The sequence below is a fragment of the Shewanella atlantica genome (assembly GCF_003966265.1).
Taxonomy (GTDB): domain Bacteria; phylum Pseudomonadota; class Gammaproteobacteria; order Enterobacterales; family Shewanellaceae; genus Shewanella; species Shewanella atlantica.
In genome coordinates this window covers 21,175-38,749 of the sequence record NZ_RXNV01000022.1, presented here as the reverse complement: position 1 = coordinate 38,749, position 17,575 = coordinate 21,175, and the positions used below count along the sequence as shown (strand labels likewise).

16 protein-coding genes are annotated in these 17,575 nt (G+C 44.5%); 9 read left to right on the top strand and 7 right to left on the bottom strand.

The window, feature by feature from the left end:
• Positions 1 to 547: 547 nt before the first annotated feature.
• Positions 548 to 1,237, bottom strand: a complete 690-nt coding sequence (locus EKG39_RS22185; protein ID WP_126508159.1) for a YccT family protein — start codon at positions 1,235 to 1,237, stop codon at positions 548 to 550.
• Between the two features lie 268 nt (positions 1,238 to 1,505).
• Here EKG39_RS22185 and EKG39_RS22180 point away from each other — a divergent pair, with 268 nt between their 5' ends.
• Both EKG39_RS22180 and corA read left to right on the top strand, forming a co-directional pair.
• Positions 1,506 to 1,871, top strand: a complete 366-nt coding sequence (locus EKG39_RS22180) for a hypothetical protein (RefSeq protein WP_185817686.1) — start codon at positions 1,506 to 1,508, stop codon at positions 1,869 to 1,871.
• 124 nt (positions 1,872 to 1,995) lie between these two features.
• Positions 1,996 to 2,943, top strand: coding sequence for a magnesium/cobalt transporter CorA (gene corA, locus EKG39_RS22175; RefSeq protein ID WP_126508158.1), 948 nt, complete (start codon positions 1,996 to 1,998; stop codon positions 2,941 to 2,943).
• Here the strand turns inward: corA and EKG39_RS22170 are convergent.
• Together EKG39_RS22170 and EKG39_RS22165 are read right to left on the bottom strand one after the other, a co-directional pair.
• Positions 2,938 to 3,252 (bottom strand): DUF3135 domain-containing protein, encoded by a 315-nt coding sequence (locus tag EKG39_RS22170; protein WP_126508157.1) that lies wholly within the window; start codon positions 3,250 to 3,252, stop codon positions 2,938 to 2,940. The genes corA and EKG39_RS22170 overlap by 6 nt on opposite strands.
• A 158-nt stretch (positions 3,253 to 3,410) precedes the next feature.
• Entirely contained in the window at positions 3,411 to 4,676 is a 1,266-nt protein-coding gene (locus EKG39_RS22165; protein WP_126508156.1) for an HD-GYP domain-containing protein, read from the bottom strand.
• A 164-nt stretch (positions 4,677 to 4,840) separates the two neighbouring features.
• On the opposite strand from EKG39_RS22165, the gene EKG39_RS22160 reads away from it, so the two are divergent.
• Positions 4,841 to 5,533 (top strand): 2OG-Fe(II) oxygenase, encoded by a 693-nt coding sequence (locus EKG39_RS22160; protein ID WP_126508155.1) that lies wholly within the window; start codon positions 4,841 to 4,843, stop codon positions 5,531 to 5,533.
• Between the two features lie 358 nt (positions 5,534 to 5,891).
• On the opposite strand, the gene EKG39_RS22150 is transcribed toward EKG39_RS22160, so the two are convergent.
• Together EKG39_RS22150 and EKG39_RS22145 are read right to left on the bottom strand one after the other, a co-directional pair.
• A complete protein-coding gene (locus EKG39_RS22150) occupies positions 5,892 to 7,247 on the bottom strand; it encodes an ATP-binding protein (protein WP_126508154.1) in 1,356 nt (451 codons plus the stop codon).
• A 54-nt stretch (positions 7,248 to 7,301) separates the two neighbouring features.
• Positions 7,302 to 7,976 carry a response regulator gene (locus EKG39_RS22145; RefSeq protein ID WP_126508153.1) on the bottom strand — a complete coding sequence of 225 codons (675 nt, stop codon included), beginning with the start codon at positions 7,974 to 7,976 and terminating at the stop codon, positions 7,302 to 7,304.
• A gap of 273 nt (positions 7,977 to 8,249) precedes the next feature.
• Between EKG39_RS22145 and EKG39_RS22140 the strand changes: the two genes are divergently transcribed.
• Genes EKG39_RS22140 through EKG39_RS22130 form a run of 3 tightly spaced genes read left to right on the top strand, consistent with a single transcriptional unit; the run spans position 8,250 to position 11,341 of the window.
• Positions 8,250 to 9,104, top strand: a complete 855-nt coding sequence (locus EKG39_RS22140) for a putative selenate ABC transporter substrate-binding protein (RefSeq protein ID WP_126508152.1) — start codon at positions 8,250 to 8,252, stop codon at positions 9,102 to 9,104.
• Between the two features lie 16 nt (positions 9,105 to 9,120).
• Positions 9,121 to 9,816: an ATP-binding cassette domain-containing protein gene (locus EKG39_RS22135; RefSeq protein WP_126508151.1), complete on the top strand. Its 696-nt coding sequence runs from the start codon at positions 9,121 to 9,123 to the stop codon at positions 9,814 to 9,816.
• Positions 9,809 to 11,341 carry a PhnE/PtxC family ABC transporter permease gene (locus EKG39_RS22130; protein ID WP_126508150.1) on the top strand — a complete coding sequence of 511 codons (1,533 nt, stop codon included), beginning with the start codon at positions 9,809 to 9,811 and terminating at the stop codon, positions 11,339 to 11,341. The genes EKG39_RS22135 and EKG39_RS22130 overlap by 8 nt, the downstream gene beginning before the upstream one ends.
• A 220-nt stretch (positions 11,342 to 11,561) precedes the next feature.
• Here EKG39_RS22130 and EKG39_RS22125 read toward each other — a convergent pair whose 3' ends face one another.
• Entirely contained in the window at positions 11,562 to 11,906 is a 345-nt protein-coding gene (locus EKG39_RS22125; RefSeq protein ID WP_126508149.1) for a hypothetical protein, read from the bottom strand.
• A gap of 80 nt (positions 11,907 to 11,986) precedes the next feature.
• Complete coding sequence (locus tag EKG39_RS22120; protein WP_126508148.1) at positions 11,987 to 12,814, bottom strand: hypothetical protein; 828 nt, start codon at positions 12,812 to 12,814, stop codon at positions 11,987 to 11,989.
• Positions 12,815 to 13,181: 367 nt separating this feature from the next.
• Here EKG39_RS22120 and EKG39_RS22115 point away from each other — a divergent pair, with 367 nt between their 5' ends.
• The 3 genes from EKG39_RS22115 (at position 13,182) to EKG39_RS22105 (ending at position 17,570) form a co-directional block, all read left to right on the top strand.
• Positions 13,182 to 14,774, top strand: coding sequence for a sensor histidine kinase (locus EKG39_RS22115; protein ID WP_126508147.1), 1,593 nt, complete (start codon positions 13,182 to 13,184; stop codon positions 14,772 to 14,774).
• Positions 14,771 to 16,123, top strand: a complete 1,353-nt coding sequence (locus EKG39_RS22110; protein ID WP_126508146.1) for a sigma-54-dependent transcriptional regulator — start codon at positions 14,771 to 14,773, stop codon at positions 16,121 to 16,123. Before EKG39_RS22115 ends, EKG39_RS22110 begins: the two co-directional genes overlap by 4 nt.
• Before the next feature lie 214 nt (positions 16,124 to 16,337).
• On the top strand, positions 16,338 to 17,570 hold the full coding sequence (locus tag EKG39_RS22105) for an HD-GYP domain-containing protein (RefSeq protein WP_126508145.1): 1,233 nt from the start codon (positions 16,338 to 16,340) through the stop codon (positions 17,568 to 17,570).
• Positions 17,571 to 17,575: the final 5 nt, after the last annotated feature.

Sequence of the window (17,575 nt, the reverse complement as noted above, 5' to 3'; positions counted from 1 at the left end):
CAATTGCGCCGATGGTAGTGTGGGGTCTCCCCATGTGAGAGTAGGTCATTTCCAGGCGCCTAATTTCTCTTTAAGAGAGTCGATAAAGCCCATTGCTAACGCAATGGGCTTTTTTCGTTTTAAGTCTGGACTCTTTGCTACAAGAAATGACCACTCGAACATGGGGAAGGTGTAGGACCGGCTTTAGCCGGGAATGGCTCATGTGTAATATAAGCATCGCGGTTAAAGCATGCTCCTACGTTGGGGATGGGTGTTGTTCGATTGTGTAGGACCGGCTTTAGCCGGGAATGGCTTATTTGTAATGTAAGCTTCGCGGCTGAAGCACGCTCCTATGTGGGGGATGGGGGTTGTTCGATTGTGTAGGACCGGCTTTAGCCGGGAATGGCTCATGTGTAATATAAGCATCGCGGCTAAAGCATGCCCCTACGTGGGGGATGGGTGTTGTCCGATTGTGTAGGACCGGCTTTAGCCGGGAATGGCTCATTTGTAATGTAAGCTTCGCGGCTAAAGCACGCTCCTACAGAGGGGAGCCGCTTACTTTTTGGCTCTACTTGTCCTTAATGCGCGCCTTAAAGGCCTTTCGTGTCTCTTCATCGGCTTGTTGGTACCAAAAATCGAGCATCTGTCCAACATTTATCTGATCGGGGCTCTCTTTACTTTGAGAGGTGGCCTGTTTACTTGCCGGTGATTTAGGCAAGGATGTGGTCGTAATGGCTTCAGCGTTATGACCGTTTGCAGTCTCTTTGCCGATAACAAAACCGGCAACGGCAGCACTGGCTTCAGTTTGGTTATAGAGGGATATTTCTTCGCTATAGTCCCGGCCTAACTGTAAGCCCTCTTTGGTTAGAATGTCAGTGTCGTAGTTTACTGCTAGGTCTTTATGGTCTGAGAGCTGAATCAAAGGAGCTGAATTGAACTTGTCGGCATCACTACTGGATTTCAACTTAGGCAATTTCAGTTTGTAGGTTTGATTGCTCGCTTCAAAGCTTAGAATGATAGCTTCCGATGAAAACCTTTTCTGTTGTCCCTGCTGTCTGAAACTGGTGTTGTATTTAAATACGATCTGGTTTTTCCCCTCGGTGAGTGTCACCGGAGAGTCAGCTTCGGTGCTCTTACCGTTCACGACCAATAACTCTGCAGAATTAGGAAAACTTAGGGTGGGGTCAGCCCAAGCCTGTGAGGCGAATAGTAATGTTGTAATTGTGGATAGACTGGCCAAAAAGGTGAGGTGCTTCATTTAAAATCCTAAGTTCTCGTAATTTTCATGATAAACCGCCTTATGAATTATGCTTACTTCGTAGATGCTACATGCAGTGATAAATAATCATGTTGAAGTTTGTACAGCGGCGGCATGTATTGAGAATAGTACAGTTTGTTGGAAAAAATACTAGCCAGATTTTTATTACAAAGAAAATACATTTAGTGTGCTGCATTAGAGATTTATAACAGTTTTATCGGATAATTGGCGCTATAATCTTTCTCGTTTGTTTCCATTGGAGTTTGTTGTGCTTACAAAAATACTCGTTACTCTGCTTGTGATCGCTGGCGCACTTTTTTATATTCGCAAGCCAGCCAGGGCGGCTAAGGCTGAAAAAACTGCTGATGTCGGGAAACAAATTTTATTCAGGTATGTGATTTATGGATTGATCGCTTTCTCTCTACTTGGAAGTAGTGGCTATTGGTACTGGAATTGGCAAGATGGAAATCAAATTGTAGATGTTACTATTGTCTCTCCAAATATTGCGAGTTCTGAGGTGTATCAGGTAAGAAAGAGAGATATAACCAACAATATGCTAACAACCGTTGATGGTATTAGCATCAGATTATCTAATCAGGAACGCGTAATCATCGCGAAAAGCAAAAAACAGTAAAATTTAGTTTTATTCAAGTTTTTATATCTTCTCAATGAGGTTTATTAAGGTAGAATAGCCTCGTTTTTTACCCTGCGCTTTGTCATCTAATATTACAGGCAAAGTGTTTTTTCAGGAGGCCTCCATGATTACTGCTTATGTCTACCAAGATCGTAAACTGACGATTAATGAACTACATATTCAGGATACAGTCCCTCCCGGCACGTTATGGCTCGATCTTTTTAAACCTACTGATGCTGAGCGTGAATGGCTAAGCCATTATTCGGTGGAAGAAGTTCCTGAAGAAGATGATATCAATGAGATTGAAGCATCTGCGCGTTTTTATCAGAACAACGATGGTCTTCATATTAACTCTCTGTTTCCCCAGCGTGTGGGTCAGGATGTTCGTGGCGTAAACGTTTCTTTCAACTTGCGAAAGGACTTTCTGCTTACTATCCGTGAAGAGGATGTAGGCCTTATACGTTTATTACGTAATTACCTCAGACTCGGCAGGCTTGAAGTGACGACCCCTCAGGCGTTATTTCTTGAGCTGTTTAATCTCAAAGTTGATTACCTCTCAGATCTCATCGAGGATGTCTATTCTGTTGTAGATGGAGTTAGCGAGCAGGTATTCGAAAATGATGAACTCGATGACGTATTTAAGTTGATCACACTGCAGGAAGACTCAAATGGTAAGATCCGTTTGAGTTTGCTGGATACTCAGCGCTCGTTAAGATACATGCAGCGTTATTATCGTGGGCAGCTTACCGATGATAATCTGAAAGATCTGCGTGAGATGTTGTTAGACATTGAGTCTTTGATGCCCCATAGCCAATTTATCTTCGACAAGTTAAACTTTTTACTCGATGCAGCCATGGGCTTTAGTGGTTTACAGCAGAATAAGATTATTAAAATATTTTCAGTTGCAGCGGTCATTTTCTTACCGCCAACAGTAATCGCAAGTGCTTATGGTATGAACTTTACCAATATGCCAGAGCTCGATTGGCGTTTTGGATACCCTATGGCAATTCTGATGATGTTAGCGAGTGCGGCCGGAACCTATCTGTTTTTTAAACGTAAACACTGGTTATAACTTCTTAGCAGGCAAATCGAGAATTTCGGCACTATTCTGTTGAAACTCCATTGGGTTGTTAATTATTGTATTTAAAGCAAGAAATTTTTCATTCATGATGCTCATCGCCAGGTAACACCTGTGATAAGGGTTGGAGCAGCGAGATAATTGCTGCTCAAGGTGATGTTGCATCGATATCAACTGCTTCTTATTTGCTTCAGGGCAATGTTCAATCGCTTCATTGCAGAGTTTTCTCTGAAGTTCTTCCAGTTCAGCCGGCTCGTTTTCAGCGAGCCATTTAAGACTATCGAAGTTTGGAAGTTGCGTCATATCATCTCCTCATTGAAGATACTGATACTTTCAACCTAGCGAATAGTTTGGTATTCGGCAAGAAAACTTAAGAATAATAGGGCAGCTGATACAATTTTTAGTTCTAAGGTCTAGCGTCGATTTAAGCCGATTGGATTATTCAGCCAATCGGCTTTCTGTTAGCTTTTACTATCGGATCCCAAGAAATAGCTGACTCTCTCTCTTGGGTTCAGATACTTGAAGACCTTCTCAGGCAGGGCTGCGGGGGGGAGGCATCGAACGATGCTGAGTCCTTCGGCTTCTAAATCTACAATCGGTGCCTGATCCTTAGGAACCAGAGCATCGTAAGCAAGAATTCTCGGGAAGAGGATCTTATCTAAGTTTACCGACATCACCATAGCAAACTGACCTGAAGATAGCTCAACTATGCTGCCCGGGGGGTAGATCCCGAGCATCTTTATCATCTTGCCCGTGACTTCCTGATTCAACTGGGTTTTAAAGTTCTTAAAGATATGTCCCAGCGCAGCATAAGGCGTGCGAGCTTTATTCTGGAATTTTGGATGACATAAAGAATCATAAAGGTTAACGACAGTCACCAACTGGCATAGCTTGTCTAAGCTTTCTGCCTTAAGCCCCCTGGGGTAGCCCGAACCATCGAGATACTCATGATGGTTAACGACTATGGGTAGAGCCTCGGCAGGAAAGTTATCGGCAAGTTTAAGCAGCTCTGCGCCCATGTTTGGGTGCTGTTTCATAAAATTAGTTTCAGGAGCCGATAGAGGTGTTTTCTTTCTCAATAACTGGGGGGGGATTTTTAATTTTCCGGTATCGTGGAAAAGTGCGCCAATTCCCACTAACTCCATCTCTTCTTTAGTCCAGCCCAGCTCTTTTGCCATCAGCATAGATAGAACTGCAACATTGAGTGAGTGGTAGTAGATGGTCTCATCATTCTTTGCTTCACCCATGAGGTGGAGCACTAGATTATCTGAATTAAGTAACTGGTCGCTGAGGTCTGTGATTAATTCTTTGGCATCATCGATTGCATTGAGGGGGCGATTACGCAGCTTAGCGACTAAATTACGCATCTTGGCGATTGAACGGTCGAACTCCTTTTCCGTTTTTTGCAGATCCCGTCGCATTTTTTTCAAGCTCTCAATTCGCTCGCCTTTATATTTGTTCATGTTCTTTGTGAGGCGTTCGATTTCCTCTTGTTGAATCTCAACAGGCTGCTCTTTGGCTTCAGTCTCATTTAAAATAGAGACGTCGCTACGCTGTAGATCTACAAATACGTGGCTTATTCCTAACTTCTTAATAAGTTCGATTTGGGCCTGTTGTTTGATTCTGAAACTACTAAATAAAAAGGGGTGATCTTTCCATGAAACCGGTAGCCGGACAAAATTGCCCACTTGTAACTGATCGACGGTGACTTTACGGTTTTTGTTCATATTATTCTTATAGGTCTTATGGGGCGTCTCAAACTTCTAAGGACAATTATTTCAGAATTTCATTACTTGTTGTAGTGGTATTTTTAACTTAACCCGGCAGCTTTACAATTACTTAACCTATATGTAAGCATAGTTAGATTAGTCAGTAAGCAAAGATGGTGAAAATGGACTTCATTGAAGTATACCCTAGTGCAATACCCGATGAGCTATGTGAGAAGCTAATTAATGCATTTGAGAGTCATAAAGGGGTGACAGCTGGTATGACGGGCCATGGTGTCGATATCGAAAAGAAAAACAGTCGAGATCTTATGCTCGATAGTTTCGATGATCTCAAGCCTCTGAAAAATGAGCTCTTGGCCCATACGCTGGCTTGTTCTACCGAATACTTTAAGAAGTACTCTATGGCTTTGATGGGAGGCGTGTCGGTTCAGGTAGCTGATGAAAGTGGCAAAGCAGTGACATTAACACCAGATAATTTCGCTGCTAACGGTGAACAAAGAGTCGAAGCTTTGGTCAAATACCTTTATCGTAGCGGTATGATAAATGTTCAGAAGTATCAGAAAGGTGTGGGTGGCTACCCCCATTGGCACTCTGAGCAGTTTCCACAAGCGGGTCATAACGAAGCATTGCACCGGGTCGTGTTATATATGTTTTACTTGAATGATGTGGAAGAGGGCGGGGAAACTGAGTTCTTCTATCAAAATCGTAAGTTGACTCCCAAGCGTGGCACTATGGTGATAGCGCCAGCTGGTTTTACTCATTCGCATCGTGGTAATACGCCTAAGAGTGGTGATAAATATATCGCCACGTCCTGGGTGATGTTTAATCGTGCTGAACAGCTATACCAATCGGTATAAAGATGTGATCGCTCAGCGAGAGTTTAGCGCTTCTGAGGCAAGGCAACGAGGGAAGAACATAGTTATTCTACGTTTAAGCTCGTTAACACAGCATCGGATGCGCTAAAACTCGCCTTTCAGGAGTGTTTTTGCCTGCCTACTTCTGCGTTGAATAACTTCAGAAGGGAGCACCATTCTCTCATCCATTCGCCTTGAATTAGTTTGCCAAAAAGACTCTGAGTAGATCACTTTCTTATATCGATTGGTATTATACCAATCAGTAAAGAGTTAAAGAGCTTTTGGTTCCTAAACGCTTATTAGCCGCTAAGCACTATTAATGATGCTTAGGGCTAATTGAGAACAGTCCATTCGGGAAAGGTTAAATAGGGATGGTTATCCTGAATTTCGCTCCTTCCAGTTCTGACGTTTCGATGGACAACTTGCCATTGTAACTGATGACGATTTCGTTACATACCGCCAGTCCGATCCCTTGTCCAGCCTTTTGAGTATCGGCCCTGACACCTCTTTCGATTATCTTTTTCCTGATGCTCTCTTCAACGCCTTGGCCGTCATCCTCGACGATAAGTTCAAACTCGCCAGCATCGTTGTAACTGGCTGAAACCCTAACCTGGCTGATACAGAGTTTAAATGCATTTTCCATCAGGTTTCCACACAGTTCCATCAGATCACCTTTGTCCCCTGGGAATACATGCTCGATAGGAATATTAGCCGTAAATTCAACTTGCTTTTCACGGTAAACTTTAAACAACATTTGTGAAAGCTGATTAACTAAGGGAGCTACTTGGGTCTGCTCCTGCTTCAAGCCTTTGCGACCCAACATGGCACGCTTTAGTTGATACTTAACCAACTGATCCATTTGACTCACTTGCTCCATGATTTTTTCACTGGTGGCCTGCTTGTCGAGTGTTGCGTCATCGGTTATGGCATGCACCGCAGCTAATCGGGTCTTTAAACTATGAGCAAGGTCGTTCATCGCATTTTGATATCGCTGTTGCTGAGCACTGGATTGAACCAATAGTTGGTTTAGAGCCTGGGTGACGCCTTCTAATTCTACCGGGTAGTCCTGTGATAACCCGGTTGATTTTCCGCTGTTAACGCTGTCGAGTTCATTTCTCATGCGTACCAGGGGACGCATTCCCCAGTAGCCGGCACTGATCAGCAGCACCAGTGCTAAAGCTAACACCAAGCCTAACCGAAAATAGGTCCTGCGACTGAATTTATCCATCTCCTTTTCGAGCTTCTCAGCATCTTTCATCACCAACAAATTGTATTGATTTTTGGCGATCTCAACCGACAGCAGGTAGATAAAATAGCCTTTGTTATCGGCAAGGTTCAGATAATAGGGCGGGGAGTCATTGCGGATCTCATCGAAGCGCTCACAAGTATCAAATAACCCTTTATCTACGGCAAGAGAAGAGGTCCATACTTGCTTAAAGTTTTGATCGCAACTGGCAATGACGTACCGTTCCGGGGTGTTATTTTCATCCAGCCATTCACTGGTCTCAGGGATTAGATCATGTTCTTTCAGTTCGGCGGCGACCTTGGGGATCTCGGCGATCAGCTGAGCCGTCTCCTCATTATAGTTATTTTGTGCATGGAGAAGGTTAACTAACCAAGCCAGACCAAAGCCTACTAAAGCTATGATAGACAAAGAGGTGAGAAACATCCGCGTTAGCAGACGTTTCTTTGGTTTAAAGTTCAGACCGAACCTCATAAATAGATGCTCATTTTTCGTGGGTTTATAGTGCTATAAGCTAAGCTGCCGGGATCAGCTGCAAGGTAAGTTAAACTTATAGCCCTGACCTCGAATAGTGACGACCGGGTTTTCAATCCCCCCTTTCGTGAGTTTCTTTCTCAGTCTGGAGATCATTACTTCAATAGTATTCGGGTCTCCCTCTTTATCGCCATAGATAACATCGAGTAGACGCTGCTTAGCGACGACCTCATGACAGTGACGCATTAAGTATTCAAGAATTAAGTATTCGAATGCTGTGACTTCCATGGGTTCGTTATTTAATGAGACTTGTTTAGCGGCGAGGTCAAGCTCGAGCGCACCGCTGGTTATTTGGGGTTTTACGAAACCGGCACTACGTCTGACTAGTGCATCGAGCCTGGCGACCAGCTCCTCTTTTTGGAATGGCTTCACCAGATAGTCATCTGCGCCGGCATTGAGACCTTCGACTTTATCTTGCCAGTTAACTCGGGCGGTTAAGATCAATACCGGTGCTTTTAGTCCGGCATCCCGTAAACTTTGAATTAGGCTGATCCCATCTTGATCTGGAAGGCCTAAATCAACAATGGCGATGTCTATGGGATAATTAGTTGCTTGATAAAATCCCTCTTTGGCCGTGAGGGCTACCTGTACTTGGTTACCTAGTTCTGTCAGCTGAACTTTAAGGTGGTGGGATAGTAGGGGATCATCTTCAACAACCAAAATTCTCATAATTAAAACGCCTTAATAATTCTTGAGTTCAGTTTACTCAGATAAGTACTCTGTGCCAACTGTGTTAAACCATTCCTGATACTTGCTCAGGATGATATGAATTTTTGTTCAATGCATTATTTTACTTGAAGTTAACTTAACCTAAGCTGACTTAAATATTGGGGATCTGTAGTTGAGTTCAGCATTCATCACACTTTAAACCATAAAAGGCTATGTTTGTAGGTGGTTTTTAGTTAAGATCCTGCAAAATTTTTTACCAATAGGAAACATTTCATGAGGCTTTTACAAATGGTCTGTTTAGCGCTGCTCAGCACGCTCTCTACCAGTGCTCTGTCTGCCGTATTTACTTTTACAGCCATTCCTGATGAAAATGAAAGCCAACTTAGAACGCGTTTCGAAAAAGTTGCAGTTTATTTAGAGAAAGAGCTAGGTGTCGAAGTGAAGTATGTGCCGGTAAAGTCCTATTCGGCAGCCGTCACTGCGTTTAGAAATAATCAGGTACAACTTGCATGGTTTGGTGGCTTGTCAGGTGTCCAGGCACGTCGTTTAGTACCAGGCTCTTCAGCGATTGCCCAAGGTAACGAAGACCAATTTTTTAAAAGTTACTTCATTGCTCATAAATCTGCGGATCTGCTCCCATCAGATAATTTCCCTAATTTGAATGGTTTAACTTTTACTTTCGGCTCAAAAAGCTCTACATCCGGTCGGTTAATGCCTCAGTTTTTTATCGAAAGGAATTTGGGCAAGAAGTCTGAAGATGTGTTTAAACGTATCGGATTTTCCGGGGACCATAGTAGAACTATTACGCAAGTTCAGGCCGGTGCTTATCAGGTCGGTGCAGTGAATTATAAGGTGTGGGAGACCGCTGTGGAAAATGGAACGGTCGATCTTGAAAAAGTGAGTGTCATTTGGCAGAGCCCAGCATACCCGGATTACCAGTGGACCGTACGAGAGGGTGTCGATAACCAATTCGGTGCAGGTTTTAAAAAGAAAATTGAAGCCGCACTTATTGGAATGAAAGACCCGGACTTATTAAAAAGTTTCCCAAGGCATTCATTCGTTCCGGCTGAAAATGCAGATTATGAACCAATTGAGAATGTAGCGAAAGCTATCGGTCTTATCGATTAGTCATGCTCGGTACATTATGCTCAAGTTTGAAAATTTAACGCTCAAATATGAAGACAAGCTGGCGATTCGTCAGCTTTCTTTGTCTATTAAGGCCGGTGAAAAGCTGGCTATTATCGGTACCTCGGGTGCCGGTAAGTCTACACTCTTGAGTCACCTTTACCAGTGCCTGAAAAGTGAAGCCGCCTATAGTTCTCAGAAACAGGGGCTCGTAGAGGGGCTAAGCACCTATCACAATGTGTTTATGGGGGCACTTGCAAGACATCATTGGAGCTACAACCTATTCAACTTAGTCTCGCCATTTAAGCAGCCATTGGCTGAAGTGACCCAACTTTGTCAGGAGTTGGAGCTTGATTTCCCCGTGAGTAAGAAGTTATCTGAGCTCTCTGGTGGTCAGAGACAAAGGGTCGCCCTGGCCAGAGCCTTGTATCAAAGCAAAGATATATTTATTGGCGATGAGCCGTTTTCCGCTTTAGACCCTCTGATGAGTAGAAGGCTACTCGACATGGTATTTGAGCGTCATAACACTGTTATTATGGTGCTCCACGATAAGTCATTAGCCTTAGAGCATTTCGACCGTATTATCGGTTTAAAACAGGGACAACTTCATTTGGATGCGAGGCAGGATGAGTTAACCTCTGAAATGGTTGATGATTTCTATTGCGATATTCCACTGACAGCAGCAAGTCATGTTCTAGCAGTAAGTGATGTTTAAGTCTCTGCCTTTCATCGGTTACTGGCAGAAAACAACTTTCACATTATGGTTGATTGCGGCGCTGTGTTTCTATTTTGCAGATACTGAGATCATCTCATTAGATCCCTGGAGTGAATTACGGCTGATGGCTGAAGGCTTTCTCCGTCCTGACTTTTTTGCAACAGAATATCTGCTGGAAGCCTTGTGGCAGACGGTGAGTTTTGCGCTGCTCGGTGTCGTATTTGGCCTGTTATGGGGAGCTCCACTGGCACTCATCTATTCTAACCGTTTCGTTGCCATGCTATGTGCCATCACTCGGTCAATACATGAGATATTTTGGGCCTTGTTGTTTCTTCAAATTTTTGGGCTATCTCCGGTAACGGGAATTCTTGCCATAGGGTTGCCTTATGGCGCAACCTTTGCGCGTGTTTTTCACGATATCCTGCTGCAATCACCAAAAACGACAGTTCAAACCTTACCTTACGGTACTGACAAGGTTAGCCGTTATTTTTACGGGCGGATCAGCCACGTTCTTGTGCCAATCATGGCCTATATCCGTTATCGTTTCGAATGTGCATTAAGAAGTAGTGCGGTGCTTGGGTTTATTGGCATGCCAACGTTGGGCTTCTATTTAGAAACGGCTTTCAGGCAAGGTCATTATCACGAGGGAGCCGCACTCTTGATACTGTTTATCGCATTGATAGGTACGATATCGCTCTGGTGTCGTCCGAGATTGATTGCTGTCTACGTTGTCGCGGCATTGTTCACCCTACCGAGTATTCCGCCTGTCGATGGAGCGCTGCTGTGGCGTTTCATCACTCAAGATGTGCTTCCTCCAGCCTTACAGAACCTGACTACCTGGTCCCAAATCGATCTTGGAGTCATGCAGTCGCTATCGAATTGGAGCCAGAACCTTTTGGTGGAGCAAGCCTTTCCGGGCATGATAGTGACGCTATTGTTAGCACTGGTCTCTTTGGCCATGGCTCATGGTGTTGCTGTTGTGGGTGCGGGACTGGCATCAAACCTGCTGACTGGAAAGCTTGTTTCCAGTGGGATTCATCTGTGCCTCCTCGTTTTAAGATCTGTGCCGGAATATATCTTCGCCTTCCTGTTTATGATGTTGCTAGGGCCGTCGATGTTACCTGCAATGTTAGCGCTAGCGCTGCATAACGGGGCATTAATTGCTTATCTCACGGTCAGACAATCAGACACGACACAGGTCAGTCCCCATTATAATGGGCGAATCGATGGCTATTGTTATGATGTATTACCGCAAATTTATCCAAATTTGATGGGACTGCTGTTCTATCGCTTCGAAGTGATACTAAGGGAAACAGCCATTTTTGGTATCCTGGGAATCGCAAGTTTAGGCTTTTATATCGACAGTGGTTTTTCCGAGATACGATACAGCTCGGCGCTATTTTTAATGGGATGCACTGCATTGCTAAATATAGTCGTCGATATCATCAGTCGTCGATTACTTATTGCAAACACAGGCACTCAGATAAGCTGTGCCCGGGAGAGTGGTTTAAGTTCAGTTAATTAAATTATCGGCAAAGGGCAAGGTACGTGACTAAGTAGTAAACATTAGTCGTAAACATTAGTAGTAAACATTAGTATTGAATACCGCATGATTTAATTGCATGGCTTAACAGGCAGGATGAGTACGTCTAAGTCGGTCAAGCTGTATTAACACTATTTAACTGAAATAGACGCAACTTTTATCCGGGACAGCCCCCGGTGTTTATCCCGGATAGCCGCCAGAGTTAGCCGTATGGGTTTACTTTGGCTCTCTTGGTTATGACTCCATTGCAACACAATGCCGCAGCCAAAGTGAACAGGGTCACCGCACTCATGATGCCAGCTAATCGATACCAAGGCTCGCCCATGGTGATGCGCATCTGAATGTAGTTATAACTGCTCATTCCCCAAACTAACACTGCACTGATCACTAAGACGATTTGCAGCAACTTAGTGATCATCGGATGTTTGAAGAAGAGCAATAAAGGTGCTGCAGCGTAAGCGGCACATAAAATGACCTGTCCATAGCGCATAAAGTGTGCACCCAAAAGTAGATAGGCCAAGGTAATAATTGTTACACGCCACCACATACAGATTTCCAGTCAATTTTTAATGGCACCTAGAGTACGTTAATGACAAAGTGTTAATCTATACCCTTGTTCACATATTTTTAATTTAGTGCTTCTTTAATTGCTTGCTTCTCCTCATCTGTTAACTTGCTATGCTTGATGGCTTTTATCAGGTGCTCGACATGCTTCCCTTTGTCGCCATCGCCGATAATAATGATGTGACTCCCGTCGGAACCTATTTCATCGAAATCGATATCAATATCATCGATGTCAGACACTATCTCACTTACGTGTTGCTCGAGTGCTTCGATAACAACTTCGAACTCCTCTTCATGGAACTCCTGCAGCGCTTCAAATTCTATGGCATGTGCTTCCATCTCGGCGGCCTTGGCCTCTAATTTGATGGCAATTTTTTCCATTTCGGCTTCCTTACCCTCCATTTTTATCGCCAGTGCCTGGAGTTTTTTTTCAAGTTTGGGGTCGAGTTTGGCGGCTCTGGCCTTAAGCTTGATGGCAATTTTTTCTAATTCAGCTTCCTTGCTCTCCATTTTTACTGCCAGAGCCTGAAGCTCTTTCTCAAGTTTTGGATCTAGCTCGGAAGCTTGGAGGATGTGAAATTTATGTTCTCCGCCCTTATTCATCCGGCTCAATAGTTTTGCCAGTTTAATGCGTGATTCCTCTGGCAGGGGAGCGAGCCGGGACTCGATAACGTTAAAGTCTTTCAACTCTTCGGGTGTGAACGTGAACTCATGCTTCTCATTATTCACCTGAACAGATACCTGAGTCATCTCATTTTCATCCTGATTGACATGGGCGAGGGTTTCACTGTCTTCAAATTCTATGTATCTCAGGTTTGTCGGTGCTGCAGTAAGCGAAAATGCCAGCAGGCCGGTACAGGTGAGTAGTGTTGCGAGTTTGGTCAATTTCATAATGCATCCCTTTAAGTGAGCGATAAGTGTTCAATAACGGATTAGGTTTTATGGAATCCCTGATATCAATCGGTATTAGCCTATTCGTGTTCGTTCTGTCTGTTGTTGCTCTCTTCCTTTTTGTTTCTATGCTTATAGCGAAGAGTGTGCCAACTGGATTAAAGTCAGAACAAACAGTTGGTTACTTGGTTTTTGTATTCTTGTTTGGGGATGTTACTCCCTCATATCGGTATTTAATTTCCGCATTTGAGGATTTTTGTTAAAAATATGATAACTTTCATAACAGAGGCCGCCCTATAGCGGGGGTTGCCTGCTTGGTATTATTTTTGTATAGCCAGATAGAGTCCTGAATTATTTTGAGGTTTGCATGTCGATAAAGCGTTACGTTTTCTTACTTTTTGGAGCTTTGATTCTCTTACTGGCGGGAAGTCAGTTATTCATCTCACAGTATTTCAAGTCGGAGCTTCAATCTGAGCTCAGCCACCGTTCTAAAGCTTTGTCTCAAAATTTAGTGAAGGTATTGATTGATAATGTGGGTGATGAAAATGAATTTTTTGTGGAATATCCGTCCGAATTCGATGCTGAGCAGTTAGCCGAAATTGAGGACGCGGCGCTTTCATTTGCCGAAGATATGAAAGAGTTAGAGGCTGAGCTCAATGAACTGTCCATCGAGATGGAACAGGAGCTTACCGCCCCCAATCCTCCTCCAAAGGTCAGAGAGGTATATCGACGGGAAATGTCGGAAAAGCAGGCTGAACTAAAAGAACACCTGCAAGCGATGGCTGAGTACGGTCGTGAAATGGAGAAAGCCGAGCGACAAAACAAAATAGCTATCCGCAAGCAGGCCGCCAGAGAATATAGGGAACGATTGCATGAAGCGGTCAGAGATGTCGAAATTCAGACTGACAATTGGTTAGATAGCGGCAGCATCGCTATCCTTGAAGGCGGCAAGGATGTCTCGCTTACCCTCAAAAATGACTTTAATCTCTCTAACGAGAGGACAAATACCGAACTCGAACGCTTCAATGATTCAATGTTGCTGCTTATTCTGGTGACATCGATAGTCGCCTTGATGCTCGCATATCTTCTGAGTCATTACGTCAGTGCTCCACTTTCAAAGCTTGCCGTAGGGCACCAAAAACTCGGGGAGGGGGAGCTGGGTTATCAGCTTAAAGAGGAGGGCGTGCAGGAGCTGAAACAGATTTTAGCCGGATTCAATGCCATGAGTCGAAAGCTGTCACTACTCAGTGAAAAAGAGCAGCTAATGAGTCAGCAGCAGCAGTTGGCTGAACTGGGAGAGGTGACCCGTGGTATTGCCCACAGCCTGAGAAACCCGTTACACACAGTAGGTTTACTGTCTGACGGGGTGGTTTTAGCCGACACTTGTGAAGAGCGAGCTCAGCTGATACTGAAAATCCAACAAAAGATATCCATGATGGATAAGAGCATTCAATCGCTATTGACCTTATCGAGTAACGAGGTGAACAGGAACGGCTCGGTGCCTTTGACTGCCATCATTCAGGATATCTTACTGGAACTGTCCATCAACGGATCTAAGCCTGCGATCAGTTTCGACTGTGATGATGCCGGTATCAGTGTGCTTGGCGCAGAATCTGAGTTACGAAGTATCATGCACGCCGTTATCATTAACGCTGTGGAAGCGACACCTGACGAGGGCGATGTCAGTATCGAAATAAAAGTAGATGAAGAGGCTTATCATGTCATCGTCACCGATACAGGTAGTGGGATCCTCCCTGAGGTCCGTGAGCGTTTGTCTCAGCCACATGTCACCACTAAAGCTGAAGGCACCGGGATGGGAATATACATTGCGGAGCGTCTGCTTAAGGGCCATTACGGTGGCAACTTAGTGTTTGATGATAATCCCGATGGGGGCACGATAGTGACGATAAGCTTCAAACGACCGAGTGCTAATATCAGTAATGATGAGAAATTAAAATGAAACAGCAGCCACTTAAAATTCTAGTCGTAGAAGACGAGCCCGATCAACGAAGCCTGATAACCAAGATGTTGTCAGCAAATGGTTATCAAACCAGTAGTGCTGAGAGCGTCGAAGAGGCTATTGTGATGATTAAATCGGATATTCCGGATCTGGTCTTTTCCGATTGGAAATTAGGACAACTCAGTGGCATGGATCTGCTTACCTACGTCCGCCGCGAGCATCCGGACATGGGCTTTATCATAGCGACAGCCTACGGCACGATAACTCATGCCGTCGATGCCATGCAGGCGGGGGCCGATGACTACCTGGCTAAACCCTATCAAAGACAGTCCCTGTTATTAGCCATCGACAAGGTGGCCAAATCATTAGTCTTGAAAAAACAAAACCGCAGGCTGGCCTCCGAACTGTCCCAACAACAGGAGCTGGTGGGGTTAGTTGGGAAAGCGCCCTGTATGCAGAAGGTTTACACCCGGGTTCAGCGCGTCAGTGCCACCGATGCAACTGTGCTTATCGGCGGCGAGAGTGGGACGGGAAAAGAGCTCGCGGCGCGGGCTTTATATCAGCTTTCACAGCGAAAGCATAAACCTTTTATTGCGATTAACTGTGGTGCTATTCCGGAGTCGCTGGCCGAAGCCGAGCTGTTTGGTGCTGAAAAGGGGGCATTTACCGGTGCTACAGCATTGAAGATAGGTAAGCTTGAGGCCGCCGATGGCGGAACTGTCTTTCTCGATGAGATAGGTGAGCTGCCGTTACTGCAACAGACAAATTTGCTCAGATTCCTGCAAGAGGGGGTCATCAGTCGTTTGGGGCAAAATGGGGAGATAAAGCTGGATGTCAGAGTTATCGCTGCGACTCACAGAGATCTGCAACAGGAGGTGAAAGAGGGGCGTTTTAGAGAAGACCTCTATTATCGATTGAATGTGGTGCCGATCCATATGCCACCTCTACGGGAGAGGCAGGAAGATATAGGCAGGCTGGTCGAACACTTCCTCACACTCAATAGCAGTCAATATAAGATGGATGCCCCTAAATTATCCGCTGCAACCATGAAACAATTACTCGATTACTCCTGGCCCGGTAATGTCAGGGAGCTAGCCAACCGTATCGAACGCTTCGTCCTTCTCGGTGACGAAGAGGAGATGGTCGAAGAGTTGAGTCGCCAGCCCAAACCTATTAACACCAGTCAGTTTTCACTACCTGAAACCGGAATCGAGTGGGAGACATTTGAGAAAGACTGCCTCGAACAAGCGATGAACAGACATCAAGGCAACCGAACTAAGGCCGCTAAATTTTTGGGGTTAAGTTACAAGGCATTCCTGTATCGGCTAGAGAAGTATCATTTGGTGTAGATATATTGCAGCAAAGAGGGGAAATTCGGTTATATCTGATGGTGTAATCGGATTCCCGTCTATGCTCCTGTGATAAACCTGCGCCTTAATTCCGGTTGGACCCTTTTAAGCCTCAATAATATCCTCATAACTCAATGATGCTGACTATACTTCTACTCAAGTATTGCCTGCTCATCCAACGTCTTAAATCCTGAATTTTCCTGAGAGTATTGATATGTCACAAGGTAGAAAGTCTGACTCGGAACATCATGAACTGGAGATCCCCATAGCCAAGCTGAAACCGGGTATGTATGTCGTATCAATCTCGAGCGAGAATGGCAGTCTAAGTGTTAAATCTGAAGGGTATGTGCTTAATGTTGCTGGTATTAATCAACTGATCCAATCGGGGATATCCCATGTAGTTGTCGATCCCTCCAGAGAAAAGAGAACCGAAACAATAGACAAAGTATTGCCGGATATCGGTGCGAGTGCGTTGGATAAGAGCAGGGAAAAACCTGATGTTTCGCTCGAACAGGAGATGAAAGCGGCGAGTAAACTCTATAACAATGCGAAGGATTTACAGCTGAAGATGATTCACGCCATCACCGAAGGCAAGGTGATCGATGTGGAAGCAATAGAGGAAAGCACTAATGCTATTGTCGATTCAATATTCAGAAACCAAGATGCACTATCCTGTTTATCTCGTCTAAGGATTAAGGATGAGTACTTGGTCGAGCATTCGCTGAATGCTTCTATCTTAATGACGATTTTTGCCAAGCATTTGGATGTCGATAGAGCGACGATTGAACAACTCGCCCTGGGCGCTTTCCTGCATGATATCGGTAAGGTGATGATCCCCGATGAGATCCTCAATAAACCGGGTAAACTCACATCACCGGAATATGAGATCATCAAGAACCATGTGTCTCTCGGCGTTAATATTTTACAAGAAACGCCACATATCTCCCATATGGTGATGAGTATGATAAAGGAGCACCATGAGCGAATCGACGGCAGTGGCTACCCATTACAATTAAGCGCCGACTCAATTTCAAAGTATGGGCGCATGATGGCAATCGTAGACAGTTACGATGCCATGACAGCCGAGCGGGTGTATAGAACTGGGCTTCATCCGATCACCGCATTTAAAAACCTGATTAAAGAGTCTCCTACATGTTACGACGATGCGCTGGTTGAGCAATTTATTCAATGTTTAGGCGTCTACCCAGTAGGTACACTCGTCGAGCTTAACAGTGGCAAGCTTGGTCTGATTAGCCGATTAAACAAGAAGAAGCCACTACACCCCTATGTTCGTGTGTTCTATAACACACGATTAAAACAAGCCATTGCAATGGAAGAGATGGACTTGAGTCGCTCAAAATATAAAGATCAGATCGATCGCTGCATTAAGCCGGAGGAATTTAATATTAACCTGCTCGGCTTCTTTAAAGCCGCGTTTCTTGATTGATGATC

Bases quoted from the DNA above. Each gene is read 5' to 3' on its own strand.
- EKG39_RS22105 (WP_126508145.1), top strand. From the start codon at position 16,338: ATGTCACAAGGTAGAAAGTCTGACTCGGAACATCATGAACTGGAGATC.
- EKG39_RS22125 (WP_126508149.1), bottom strand. From the start codon at position 11,906: ATGTGGTGGCGTGTAACAATTATTACCTTGGCCTATCTACTTTTGGGT.
- EKG39_RS22150 (WP_126508154.1), bottom strand. From the start codon at position 7,247: ATGAGGTTCGGTCTGAACTTTAAACCAAAGAAACGTCTGCTAACGCGG.
- EKG39_RS22170 (WP_126508157.1), bottom strand. From the start codon at position 3,252: ATGACGCAACTTCCAAACTTCGATAGTCTTAAATGGCTCGCTGAAAAC.
- EKG39_RS22160 (WP_126508155.1), top strand. From the start codon at position 4,841: ATGGACTTCATTGAAGTATACCCTAGTGCAATACCCGATGAGCTATGT.
- EKG39_RS22145 (WP_126508153.1), bottom strand. From the start codon at position 7,976: ATGAGAATTTTGGTTGTTGAAGATGATCCCCTACTATCCCACCACCTT.
- EKG39_RS22140 (WP_126508152.1), top strand. From the start codon at position 8,250: ATGAGGCTTTTACAAATGGTCTGTTTAGCGCTGCTCAGCACGCTCTCT.
- EKG39_RS22110 (WP_126508146.1), top strand. From the start codon at position 14,771: ATGAAACAGCAGCCACTTAAAATTCTAGTCGTAGAAGACGAGCCCGAT.
- EKG39_RS22135 (WP_126508151.1), top strand. From the start codon at position 9,121: ATGCTCAAGTTTGAAAATTTAACGCTCAAATATGAAGACAAGCTGGCG.
- EKG39_RS22120 (WP_126508148.1), bottom strand. From the start codon at position 12,814: ATGAAATTGACCAAACTCGCAACACTACTCACCTGTACCGGCCTGCTG.
- EKG39_RS22165 (WP_126508156.1), bottom strand. From the start codon at position 4,676: ATGAACAAAAACCGTAAAGTCACCGTCGATCAGTTACAAGTGGGCAAT.
- EKG39_RS22130 (WP_126508150.1), top strand. From the start codon at position 9,809: ATGTTTAAGTCTCTGCCTTTCATCGGTTACTGGCAGAAAACAACTTTC.
- EKG39_RS22115 (WP_126508147.1), top strand. From the start codon at position 13,182: ATGTCGATAAAGCGTTACGTTTTCTTACTTTTTGGAGCTTTGATTCTC.
- EKG39_RS22185 (WP_126508159.1), bottom strand. From the start codon at position 1,237: ATGAAGCACCTCACCTTTTTGGCCAGTCTATCCACAATTACAACATTA.
- corA (WP_126508158.1), top strand. From the start codon at position 1,996: ATGATTACTGCTTATGTCTACCAAGATCGTAAACTGACGATTAATGAA.